The 11,538-nt window shown below is 64.4% G+C and carries 9 protein-coding genes; 1 reads left to right on the forward strand and 8 read right to left on the reverse strand.

The window, feature by feature from the left end; all coding sequences use genetic code 11:
* Nucleotides 1-44: 44 nt before the first annotated feature.
* Together HU729_RS23345 and HU729_RS23350 are read right to left on the reverse strand one after the other, a co-directional pair.
* Nucleotides 45-1,430: a heavy metal sensor histidine kinase gene (locus HU729_RS23345; protein ID WP_186711679.1), complete on the reverse strand. Its 1,386-nt coding sequence runs from the start codon at nucleotides 1,428-1,430 to the stop codon at nucleotides 45-47.
* Nucleotides 1,427-2,101, reverse strand: a complete 675-nt coding sequence (locus tag HU729_RS23350; RefSeq protein WP_186711680.1) for a heavy metal response regulator transcription factor — start codon at nucleotides 2,099-2,101, stop codon at nucleotides 1,427-1,429. Before HU729_RS23350 ends, HU729_RS23345 begins: the two co-directional genes overlap by 4 nt.
* Nucleotides 2,102-2,370: 269 nt before the next feature.
* Here HU729_RS23350 and HU729_RS23355 point away from each other — a divergent pair, with 269 nt between their 5' ends.
* Nucleotides 2,371-2,574, forward strand: coding sequence for a hypothetical protein (locus HU729_RS23355; protein WP_186668587.1), 204 nt, complete (start codon nucleotides 2,371-2,373; stop codon nucleotides 2,572-2,574).
* 72 nt (nucleotides 2,575-2,646) lie between these two features.
* On the opposite strand, the gene cmoB is transcribed toward HU729_RS23355, so the two are convergent.
* The 6 genes from cmoB to HU729_RS23385 all read right to left on the reverse strand — a co-directional run bounded on the left by cmoB (nucleotide 2,647) and on the right by HU729_RS23385 (nucleotide 11,307).
* Entirely contained in the window at nucleotides 2,647-3,603 is a 957-nt protein-coding gene (gene cmoB, locus HU729_RS23360) for a tRNA 5-methoxyuridine(34)/uridine 5-oxyacetic acid(34) synthase CmoB (RefSeq protein ID WP_186668585.1), read from the reverse strand.
* Complete coding sequence (gene cmoA / locus HU729_RS23365) at nucleotides 3,600-4,343, reverse strand: carboxy-S-adenosyl-L-methionine synthase CmoA (protein ID WP_186711681.1); 744 nt, start codon at nucleotides 4,341-4,343, stop codon at nucleotides 3,600-3,602. The genes cmoB and cmoA overlap by 4 nt, the downstream gene beginning before the upstream one ends.
* A 91-nt stretch (nucleotides 4,344-4,434) precedes the next feature.
* A complete protein-coding gene (locus tag HU729_RS23370; RefSeq protein WP_186711682.1) occupies nucleotides 4,435-4,827 on the reverse strand; it encodes a protease inhibitor I42 family protein in 393 nt (130 codons plus the stop codon).
* 104 nt (nucleotides 4,828-4,931) lie between these two features.
* Nucleotides 4,932-7,352 carry an endopeptidase La gene (lon, locus tag HU729_RS23375; RefSeq protein WP_186711683.1) on the reverse strand — a complete coding sequence of 807 codons (2,421 nt, stop codon included), beginning with the start codon at nucleotides 7,350-7,352 and terminating at the stop codon, nucleotides 4,932-4,934.
* Between the two features lie 166 nt (nucleotides 7,353-7,518).
* Complete coding sequence (locus HU729_RS23380) at nucleotides 7,519-9,930, reverse strand: glucose/quinate/shikimate family membrane-bound PQQ-dependent dehydrogenase (RefSeq protein WP_186711684.1); 2,412 nt, start codon at nucleotides 9,928-9,930, stop codon at nucleotides 7,519-7,521.
* A gap of 30 nt (nucleotides 9,931-9,960) precedes the next feature.
* Nucleotides 9,961-11,307, reverse strand: coding sequence for a carbohydrate porin (locus tag HU729_RS23385; RefSeq protein ID WP_186711685.1), 1,347 nt, complete (start codon nucleotides 11,305-11,307; stop codon nucleotides 9,961-9,963).
* Nucleotides 11,308-11,538: the final 231 nt, after the last annotated feature.

The raw sequence follows: 11,538 nt of genomic DNA on the forward strand, positions 1-11,538 counted from the left end.
TGGGAGCGGGCTTGTCCCGCGATTGGGCCGGTGTGACCCCCTCATCATTCCGCCCGAAACACCAGGGTAAACCGCGTAGGCCCCTGAGCCTGGCTGCTCACCTCGACCCGGCCGCCATGCAATTGCATGATCGACTTCACGATCGCCAGCCCCAGCCCGGTTCCACCCTCCTGTCGCGAGCGCCCACAGCCGACCCGGTAGAAACGCTCGAACAGATGCGCCAGATGCGCTTCGTCGATCCCGGGCCCCTGGTTCTGCACCCATAACCACACCTGGTCCTGGCGCCGCTCGATGCCCAGTTCGATCACCTGGTCTTGCGGGCTATGGCGAATCGCATTGCTCAGCAGATTCGACAGCGCCCGCTGGAACATCAACCGGTCGGCCAGTGCCGTGCCCCAGCCGTGCGCACGCAGCTCGATACCTTTCAGTTCGGCGCTGAAGTCGAACAGCGCCATCACCCGTGCGGTTTCATCGGCCAAGGACAGCGGCTTGAGCATGGCCAGCGCCTGGGGTTGGCTGACCTGGGCCAGGAACAACATGTCATTGATGATGCGGTTCAGGCGGGTGAGCTCCTCGACGCTGTCCTCCAACGCCTCGCGGTAGCGGTTGCCGTCGCGCTCGCGGGACAAGGTGACCTGGGCCTTGCCCATCAGGTTGCCGATGGGAGTGCGCAGTTCGTGGGCCAGGTCGTCGGAGAACTGCGACAGCTGACGAACACCCTGGTCGAGGCGATCGAGCATGATGTTGATGCTGCCGGCCAGCTCCGCCAGTTCCTGGGGCAGGCCACTGGTCGGCAGGCGGTGCGCCAGGTCGTGTGCGCAGATCTGCCCGGCGATGCGGCGGAACCGGCGCAAGGGGTCGAGCCCGCGCTGCACCAGTTTCCAGGCACCGATGCCGATCAGCAGCAAGAGTATCGGCAGCGCCAGCAAGGTCGAATTCAGGTAGGCCTGGAGCAGCGCATTGTCGTCGGCGCGGTCCAGCGACATCATCACCCGCACCGGCTGGTCGTCGCGCAGGCGCATCAATTGAGTGACGGTGAGGATCTGCCGCCCGTCGCTGTCGCGCCATTGCGTGAAGATTGGTTGCTGCCCCGCCGGTAGCTGGCGCAAGGCCTGTGCTTCGAGCGCCGGGCCCAGGCTCAGCAGCGACGGATGCCGCCCGTTGATTGCCAGCACATTGAGGCTAAGGTTGTCGTGCCCCATCACCAGGTCGAGCAGGGGATGAGCGCGAGCGCCGAGGTCGTCGCTGCGCAGGTCCACCCGCAGGTTGTGCTCGACTTGCATCATCTTGCGCGCCAGGTCGCGACGGGCGCGGCTGTCCAGTTCGTGGTCGAGGGCGAACACTGCCAGGCAGGCCAGCAGCAGCACCAGCGCGGCGCCCATCAGGGTGACCGAAAGCCCCAGGCGCAGCGACAGGGTGCGGCGTTTCACGTGCGAGCCTCGAGTACATAGCCCACGCCGCGCAAGGTGTGTATGAGCTTGTTGTCGAAGGGGTCGTCGATCTTGGCCCGCAGGCGGCGGATCGATACCTCGACCACATTGGTGTCGCAGTCGAAATTCATGTCCCACACCAGCGAGATGATTTGCGTACGAGAGAGCACTTCGCCGCTCTGGCGCATCAGCAGGTGCAGCAGGGTGAACTCCTTGGCGGTGAGGTCGATGCGCTGGCCGCCACGCCAGGCGCGATGCCGGCCTGGGTCGAGCTCGAGGTCGGCGACTTTCAGGGTGTTCGGTTGCAGGTGCTGGTCGTTGCGCCGCAGCAGGCTGCGGATCCGTGCCAGCAGCTCCGGGAACTCGAAAGGTTTGAGCAGATAGTCGTCGGCGCCCAGGTCCAGACCCTTGACCCGGTCGGCCAGGCGACCGTGCGCGGTGAGCATCATGATCCGAGTGGACGATTCGGCACGCAGGCGCTGCAGCACGCCCCAGCCATCGAGCTCGGGCAGGTTGACGTCGAGGATCACCAGATCGTAGCTGTGCTGGCGCGCCAGGTGCAGGCCATCGGTGCCCGTGTATGCGCAATCGACCACGTAGCCGTTTTCGCGCAGGCCCTGCTGCAGGTAGTCGGCGGTGCGGGGTTCGTCCTCGATGATCAATAGGCGCATGGGGGGCTCTGTGGGGTGGAAAGGGCGCGATTCTCAAGCCTGTAGGGGCTTTAGGGTCAAGCTGCAGGATGTTACGGCATGAGAACGCGTTGTCGGCGCAAATAACCGATTTGTAATGCGGGCGTCATCTGGCTGCTTGTTCGAGCTCCGTCGCGGGTAAACACAGCCCACAGGACCACATTGCAAGACTGTAATGCCCACCTCACCTTGGCGTTAGCTGCCCCTCGCTAGGATGGCGCTGTCTGAACGGTGATCATGAGGCAAGCACGATGAACCTGACCAAATACCTGCTGCTGGCGATTCTCGCCGTGGGCAGCACCAGCGTTTTCGCCGAGGGTGGCGCGGAGCGTTCGCAGCGGTTCGTGGATACATTTCTCAAGGAACAGCAGCGGCTGTTCGGCGACCGGCAGGAAGTGCTGGTCAAGCGTGAGCGCCAGGCGCAGGAGACGGCTCGTGAGGTGGCCAAGGAATAGTCTTGGTGAGGCACTGGTGCTGCGACAGCTCCCCGCCGCCGGTGAACTTGGGCGCCCCTCGGGGCGCCTTTTTTATTTGCGCGCCAGCAGCGTGGCGCGGCGGGGGGCCGGGAGGCCTTCGATGGTCTTGCTGTGGTCGTTCGGGTCGAGGAAGTCGGCCAGCGACTGGTAACGCATCCAGTCGGTGCTGCGCTGCTCCTCGACGCTGGTGACGCTGACATCCACGCAGCGCACATCGCTGAAGCCGGCGCGGCGCAGCCAGCGCTCCAGCGCGGGCACCGACGGCAGGAACCAAACGTTGCGCATCTGCGCGTAGCGGTCTTCTGGCACCAGCACGTGCTGCTCGTCGCCTTCGACCACCAGGGTCTCGAGTACCAGCTCGCCGCCTTTGACCAGGCAGTCCTTGAGCGCCAGCAGGTGCTCGATGGGCGATCGACGGTGATAGAACACGCCCATCGAAAACACGGTGTCGAAGCCTTCAAGGTTGGCGGGCAGCTCTTCCAGGGCGAAGGGCAGGTGCCAGGCGGGCAGCTCCGGCAGGTACTTCTGCACCGCCTGGAACTGGCAGAAGAACAGCCAGTTCGGGTCGACACCGACCACCATGTCGGCACCGGCGCCGAGCATGCGCCATTGGTAGTAGCCGTTGCCGCAGCCGACATCGAGCACGCGTTTGCCCTTGAGGTTCAGGTGCGGGCCGACCCGCGACCACTTCCAGTCCGAGCGCCATTCGGTATCCACGTGCACACCGAACAGGTCGAACGGCCCCTTGCGCCAGGGCGAAAGCCCCATCAGCGCCTGGTGTACCTGGGCGCGGGTGGCGGCATCGCAGTCGCTGTCCAGGCGCAAGCCGTCGACCAGGTCGATTTTCTCGGGCGTCAGGTCCGGCAGCGCATCCAGCGCGCCGCGCCAGCGCTCGAGGTCGCCATGGCCTTTTTCCAGCTTGGTGTCGAGTTGTGCTTGCAGCCCTTGGGACCAGGAAGCCAGCGGCGTGCCCGCCAGACGGCGGACGAGGGGGGACAGATCGATCATGGCAGGGCTATCAGCGAGGCGAAATTGAGGCATTGGAACCAGGGCACGACTTTCGAGAAGCCGGCGGCGCGCAGGCGCTCCTGATGGGCTTGCAGGGTGTCGGGCTTCATCACGTGCTCGATGGCGCTGCGCTTCTGGGCGATTTCCAGGTCGCTGTAGCCATTGGCGCGCTTGAAGTCCAGGTGCAGGTCGTTGAGCAGCGCCTGTTCCTGTTCGTCGTCGAAGCGCAGTTTCTCGGACAGGATCAGCGCGCCGCCTGGCAGCAGGGCTTGGTGAATGCGTGCGAGCAGGGCCAGGCGTTGCTCCGGGGCGATGAACTGCAGGGTGAAGTTCATTGCCACCACCGAGGCAGGCTTGAAGGGCAGGGCGAGGATGTCGGCCTCGAGCACCTGCACCGGCAGCAGTTCCTGGAACATCGAGTCCTGGGCGGTGAGGTACTGCCGGCAGCGTTCGACCATGGCCGCGGAGTTGTCCACGGCGATCACCCGGCAGCCATCGTGGCGCACGTGGCGGCGCAGCGACTGGGTCACTGCGCCCAGCGAGGCGCCGAGGTCGTACAGGGCGGTGTGTGGCTGGGCGAAGCGTGCGGCGAGCACGCCGAGGTTCTCGACGATGGTCGGGTAGCCGGGTACCGAACGCTTGATCATGTCCGGGAACACGCGCACCACGTCCTCGTTGAAGACGAAGTCGGGCACTTGCTCCAGGGGCTGGGCGAATAGGCGGTCGGGGTCTTTGCTCACGGCGGGTCCAGATTCAGCGGGTGATGTCGAGGGGCGGCATTCTAGCCAAACCGGGCCGAGGATGCATGGCCGGCTGACCAGTGTGGCGCGTTCATTTCACCTGGATGGCGCAATCGAAGGTTTCCACGGGCTGGACTTCCGGGGCCCAGGGCTGCTGGTAGACCAGCACCAGGTGCCCTTCGCCGGCACTGACCGCCTGGAAGCGCCAGGTGGCGACACCGGCACTGCCAACGATGCCAGCTTCCTCGGGCGAGTTGTAGACTTCCGGGCCGAGGCTGTGCAGCAGGCCCGAGGCCGGATCCTTGATGCTCCAGCGATACCCGGTGGAGGGGTTGCTGGCCAGCGACAGCGACAGGGTCTGGCCGACGTGCAGGCGCTGGGGGCATTCGCTGTCGGCATCCAGCTCGACGGTCTGCCGCGATTGCTGGGCGCAGGCGGCGAGCAGGCTGAGGCTCAGGGGGAGCAGCAGGCGGGAGAAGGTCATGATGGCTCCTGAGGCGGACGATGGCCCTGAGGATAACCGATGCGCTGGAGTGTGTGGGGCCTGTGAGGGCCCATCGCGGGGCATCGCGATAGGCCCTGGGTTTATCAGAACAACACTTTCGCCACGTCGGCAAAGCGCTTGGCGAAGTGGACGGTCAAGCCTTCGCGCAGGTACTCGGGCAGTTCTTCGAAATCACCTCGGTTGGCTTCCGGCAGGATCAGCTCGTGAATCTTCTGGCGCCGCGCGGCGATCACCTTCTCGCGCACTCCGCCAATCGGCAGCACCTGCCCGGTAAGGGTCAACTCGCCAGTCATCGCCACACCTTTCTTCGGCGCCTGGTCCCGCGCCAGTGACAGCAATGCGCTGGCCATGGTCACGCCGGCACTGGGGCCGTCCTTGGGCGTGGCGCCCTCGGGCACGTGCAGGTGAATGAAAGCTTCGTTGAAGAAGCCTGGATCACCGCCGTACTGCTTGAGGTTCGAGCTGACATAGCTATAGGCGATTTCTGCGGACTCCTTCATCACGTCACCCAGCTTGCCGGTGAGCTTGAAGCCGCGGTTGAGCGTATGAATGCGCGTGGCCTCGATCGGTAGGGTGGCGCCGCCCATGCTGGTCCAGGCAAGGCCTGTGATCACGCCCTTGCCCGCCAGTACTTGCTCGCTGCGGAACACCGGCATGCCCAGTGCTGCCTCGAGGTCCTTGGTGCCGATCTTGAGCTTGGCGTCCGGGCTCTCCAGCAACTTGACCACTGACTTGCGCACCAGCTTGCCGAGCTGTTTCTCCAGCTGGCGGACCCCGGCTTCACGGGCATAGCCCTCGATCACCATGCGCAGGGCGCCGTCGCTGATGCTCAGGCTGGTCTTGGCAACGCCGGCCTTGTCCAGTTGCTTGGGCCACAGGTGGCGCTTGGCGATGGCCAGCTTTTCTTCGGTGATGTAGCCGGACAGGCGAATCACTTCCATGCGGTCGAGCAGCGGGCCGGGGATCGAGTCCAGAGTGTTGGCGGTGCAGACGAACAGCACCTTCGACAGGTCCAGACGCAGGTCCAGGTAGTGGTCGAGGAAGTCGACGTTCTGCTCTGGATCCAGCGTTTCCAGGAGTGCCGAGGCCGGATCGCCCTGGTAGCTCTGGCCCATCTTGTCGATCTCGTCGAGCATGATCACCGGGTTCATCACCTCGACATCCTTCAGCGCCTGCACCAACTTGCCGGGTTGGGCGCCGATGTAGGTGCGGCGGTGGCCCTTGATCTCGGCTTCGTCGCGCATGCCGCCGACGCTGAAGCGGTAGAAGGGACGCCCCAGGGATTCGGCGATGGATTTGCCGATGCTGGTCTTGCCGACACCCGGCGGGCCGACCAGCAGCACGATCGAGCCGCTGATCTCGCCTTTCCAGGCACCTACGGCGAGGAACTCGAGAATGCGTTCCTTGATGTCGTCGAGCCCGGCGTGGTGCTGGTCGAGTACTTTGCGTGCGTGCTTGAGATCGAGCTTGTCCTGGCCGTACAGCCCCCACGGCAATGCGGTAGCCCACTCGAGGTAGTTGCGTGTGACGGCGTATTCCGGCGAGCCGGTTTCCAGGATCGCCAGTTTGCCCATTTCCTCGTCGATGCGCTTTTTAGCCTGCTCGGGCAGGGTCTTGCCTTGCAGGCGCTGTTCGAACTGTTCGAGGTCGGCACTGCGGTCGTCTTTGGTCAGCCCCAGTTCCTGCTGGATGACCTTGAGCTGTTCCTTGAGGAAGAATTCGCGCTGGTGCTCGCCGATCTGCCGGTTTACTTCGGCGGAAATCTCGTTCTGCAAACGCGCGACCTCGACTTCCTTGCGCAGCATCGGCAGGACCTTCTCCATGCGCTTGAGCATGGGGACGCAGTCGAGCACTTCCTGCAACTGGTTGCCGGTGGCGGAGGTCAGGGCGGCGGCGAAGTCGGTGAGGGGCGAGGGGTCGTTGGGGCTGAAGCGGTTGAGGTAGTTCTTCAGCTCTTCGCTGTACAGCGGATTGAGCGGCAGCAGCTCCTTGATCGCATTGATCAGGGCCATGCCGTAGGCCTTGACCTCGTCGGTGGGCTGCGCGGGCTGGTGCGGGTACTCGACCTCGACCAGGTAGGGTGGTCGATGGTGCTTGAGCCAGGTGCGGATGCGTACGCGGGTCAGGCCCTGGGCGACGAACTGCAGCTTGCCGTTCTCGCGGCTGGCATGGTGTACCTTGACCAGAGTGCCGTATTCCGGCAACGCCTTGGTGTCGAAGTGGCGGTGGTCTTCGGGCGGGGTGTCCATGAAGAACAGGGCCAGGGAATGATGATCGGTCTTGGCGACCAGGTCGAGGGTTTCGGCCCAGGGTTCCTCGTTGACAATCACCGGCAGCACTTGCGCGGGGAAGAACGGGCGGTTGTGAATCGGGATCACGTAGACCTTGTCCGGCAGTTGCTGGCCGGGCAGGGCAAGGGCGCGGCTGGTCTCGGCCTTGGCCTCGAGGTGTTCGATTTCGCTGTGTGCGTCGGGGTGTTCCGGGAAATCCTGCTGGTCGCTCATGGGGCACCTGCGTGAATGACTATGGTGCTTAGATGGGGCAGGGAGGGATGGGTTTCAATGGTAGACGAAGGCAGGAGGGGGAGGCTTTCATCTTTGCCGGCCGGTGCCGGACCGCTCGCGGGCTTGCCCGCGAAGGCGGCGGTGCGGCCACCGCCGCCTTCGAAGGTTACTCAGCCAGTTTGTAAGCGATGATGTAGTCGCCCATCCTGGTGCCCAGCGAGCCATGCCCACCGGCCACGATCAGCACATACTGCTTGCCGTCCTTGCCCGTGTAGGTCATCGGCGTGGCTTGGCCACCGGCTGGCAGGCGAGCGCTCCACAGCTCCTTGCCGTTGTGCACGTCATAGGCGCGCAGGTACTGGTCCAGGGTGCCACTGAGGAAGCCCACGCCGCCGGCGGTGACGATCGAGCCACCCATGCTCGGTACACCCACCGGCAAGCCGATCGGCACAGGGGTGCTGTCACGAGTGGTGCCGTTCTTGCGCTTCCACACCACCTTGTTGGTGAACAGGTCGATAGCGGCCACATAACCCCAGGCTGGTGCCTGGCACGGCACGCCCAGTGGCGACATGAACGGGTGCATGGTCACGGCATACGGAGCGCCGGTATTCGGCTGCACGCCGCTGGTCTCGCTTTCGCGCTTGCTGCCTTCGGCCACTTGCTCGCGCGGAATCATCTTCGACACGAACGCCATGTAGTTCGGCGAGGTGAACAGCAGCTGACGCACCGGATCGACCGACACGCTGCCCCAGTTGAACACGCCGACGTTGCCTGGATACACCAGCGAGCCCTGCTCGGACGGCGGGGTGTACTGGCCTTCGTAGCGCAGCTCGCGGAACTGGATGCGGCACAGCATCTGGTCGAACGGCGTGGCGCCCCACATGGCCTGCTCGGTCAGCTCGGGGCCGAGCAGGTTGAGGTCGGAGCGGGCCTGGGTCGGCGCGGTGTGGTCACCCTTGACCGCGCCTTGCGGCACCGGGATCTCGCGGATCGGCACGATCGGGGTGCCGTCACGACGGTCGAGCACGTACAGGCTGCCCTGCTTGGTCGGTACGATGACCGCAGGTTTCACGCCATCGTCGGTCTTCAGGTGCACCAGGGTGGGCTGGCTGCCCACGTCCATGTCCCACAGATCGTGGTGGGTGAACTGGTAATTCCAGCGTGCCTTGCCGGTGGCCAGGTCCAGGGCGACCACGCCAGCGCTGTACTTCTCGGCGCCTGGGGTGCGGTCGGCGCCCCATTGGTCAGGGGTCTGGTTGCCCAACGGCAGGTAGATCATGCCCAGCTCTTCATCGACGCTGGCCAGCGACCACATGTTCGCCGAGTTGCGGCTGTAGGTCTTGCCCGGCGCCAGGGGCTTGGTGTCGTCGGGGTTGTTGCTGTCCCAGTTCCACACCAGGCGGCCGTCGTGCACGTCGTAGGCGCGGATCACGCCGGACGGTTCGTTGGTCGACTCGTTGTCGGTGACATGCCCGCCGATGATCACCAGATCACGGGTGATCGCCGCTGGCGAAGTGGAGTAGTAGCCGCCGGCGGTGAACGGGCCGATGCCGGTGGTCAGGTCGATCGCACCCTGGTTGGCGAAGCCTTCGCAGACCTTGCCATTGTCGGCATTGATCGCGATCAGGCGGGCATCGGCAGTGGGCAGGTAGAGGCGTCGTGGGCAGGCCTGGGCAACGACCTGGCCGGCATCGGAGATCTTCGGCGCAGGGCTGCCGTCACGGCTGACGTAGCGGTTCTCGTCATAGTACGAAACGCCGCGGCAGGTCATGTGGGCGAAGCCCTTGAAGGTCTTGACCGGGCTCTTGACCTGCGGGTCGAAGCGCCAGATTTCGGCACCGGTGTCTGGGTCCAGGGCCAGCACCTTGCTGTGCGCGGTGCAGGCATAGAGCATGCCGTTGGCCTTGAGTGGGGTGTTCTCGTTGGTCAGCTCGACCGGGTCGTTGTCGGTCGGCAGGTCGCCGGTGCGAATACGCCAGGCTTCTTCCAGGCGATAAGCGTTCTGCGGGGTGATCTGGCGCAGTGGCGAGTAGCGGTCGCCGTGCTCGGTACGCCCGTAGGCCTGCCATTCGCCATCCGGCATGTAGGGAGCGGCACTGGCCATCTCGCTGCTGTCACGCCCCAGTTCGCCGAAGATTTCCCCGGGATGGGTGAACTGGCTACCGACTGCGGTTGCGCCGGAAGCGACCACCGCGGCGGCCAGCAGGGCGCCGTTGACCTTCGATGCAGGCCCAAGCAGCGGGCGGCGCGCCCAGGGCAGCAGCAGGATCACGCCAAGGGCGAACCAGATGGCCAGGCGTGGCACCAGTTGCCACCAGTCCAGACCCACTTCCCACAGCGCCCAGGCGGTGCTGGCCAGCAGCACCACGCCATACAGGCCAAGGCCGATGCGGCGCAGGGCGATCAGCAGGATGCCCGAGAGGGCAAAGCCGATCCCGCCGATCAGGTAGTACAGGGATCCGCCCAGCTGGCTCAGCTTGATGCCGCCTGCGATCAGGGCCAGGCCCATCAGCAACAGCAGCACGCCTACGAGGCGCGGTAGCCAGCGGGTTCCATTCTTGGCACCGTCAGTGCTCATCGTATGTTCTCCGTTCGTTCAAGGTTGGGTTCAGAAACTGCTCTGGATCTTCAGGCCGCCGACCAGCGCGTCATCGACCTGCGACACCCCGCCCGGATGGCGGATGTACTGCAGGTTAGGGCGCACGGTAAGCCAGTCGGCCAAGTGAATGCCGTAGTAGAGTTCGGCGCTGTATTCGGTGTCCTGGACGGGCAGGAAGCCGGGGTTGTCGTAGTCGACGACGGCGTTGGCCTGGTTGGCCAGGCGCGCGTTCTTGCGATAGGCGGGGTTGACGTGCACGCGGGCGAGGGCGAAACCGATATCGTCCTTGGCGCGGGCATCGAAGGGCCCCTTGTACACCACACCGGCCTGAACATAGTTGTCGATGGCATTGGTCTTCTTGTCGTGCATCGTGGCATTGGCGAACAGGCTGAGCCCGCGTGAGGCGTCCGAGGCGCGCGAGGTCACCTGCTGCTGGGCGCCGAGCCAGAAACCATGCTTGCTGGCGCTGCTGCGGTAAGCCTGGCCGCTCAAGGCCGCCGGTTGGCCGTTGCCGTCCTTGTAAACATCCTGTGCCTTGGCATTACTGTAGTAGTAGCCGGCGCGATATTCCCCTTTCAGGCCATTGACCCGTGGGCTCCATACCAGTTCGATCGGCATCAGTGCGCCTTGCGTGCCACTGCCGCTGAGCTTGAAGCCATTGCCGGATTCGAGGTTCGAGGGGTTCTGTTCGAAGACGCCGACGTGGGCATAGAGATCGTCGGCGAGGTTGTAGCGCACGCGCAGCGCCCACTGGCTGACCGGCCAGTTGTACCAGATGCCGCCAACCCAGTTACCCACCTGCGAGCCGCAGAACGCCAGGTTCTGGAAGTCACAGGGGAAGCTGTTGAAGTCTTCGCCTTCGCCGAAGCGGCCGAGCTTCACGTCCAGTGCGCCATCGAAATATTTCTGCTTGATCCACATCTGCGTCAGGCGCCAGGTTTCGCCACGGCCCCAGACTTCCTGGGCGGAGGTGAAGCCGCCCACGCGCGGGTCGTTGATGCGGTCATTGCTGATGTTCTGGCCGTGGCGTTCGGTTACCGTCAGCTGGAATTCGCTGTCTCGCCAGCCCAGGATCTTCTGCAGGTCCAGGTGCGCACCGAGGGTGAACTGGTCGCTGTAGCGCGCAGTGCGATCGTGATCGAAGCCGCCGTGCAGGTTGCTGCCCATTTCGCCGGTGTAGCCGAAGGTGAAGTCGTAGCCCTGGGCCTTGAGTGAGGTGCGGGCGCCGCCCCAGTCGCCGAACATCCAGGGCGAGTCGTTGGCGAAGGCTGCGGTTGCGCTGACGCTGGGCGAAAAGCCGCCAAGCAGGGCAGTGAGGGCAAGGCCCGGGTATGGATTCTTCGGCAGTTGGAGCATGAGATAGCGCTGTCTTTTGATTATTGAAAAAAACGCAAGCGCATCGAGGAGCGGGCTCTTCGATGGAAATGGCTGCAGGGATTTAGAAGTGAAGCGTTTCAGCTTGCGGTGGGGAGGATATAGCGGAAGTTGTAAGAAAAAAAGACAAAATGTCGCAGGGGATTGTTGTCGCAGAGGTAACAGTCGGCACAGTTCCTGTTCCTGTAGGAGCGGCGGTTCGGCGCTCCGACT

Source organism: Pseudomonas sp. RW10S2, assembly GCF_014268985.1.
In the GTDB taxonomy this organism is placed as follows: domain Bacteria; phylum Pseudomonadota; class Gammaproteobacteria; order Pseudomonadales; family Pseudomonadaceae; genus Aquipseudomonas; species Aquipseudomonas wayambapalatensis.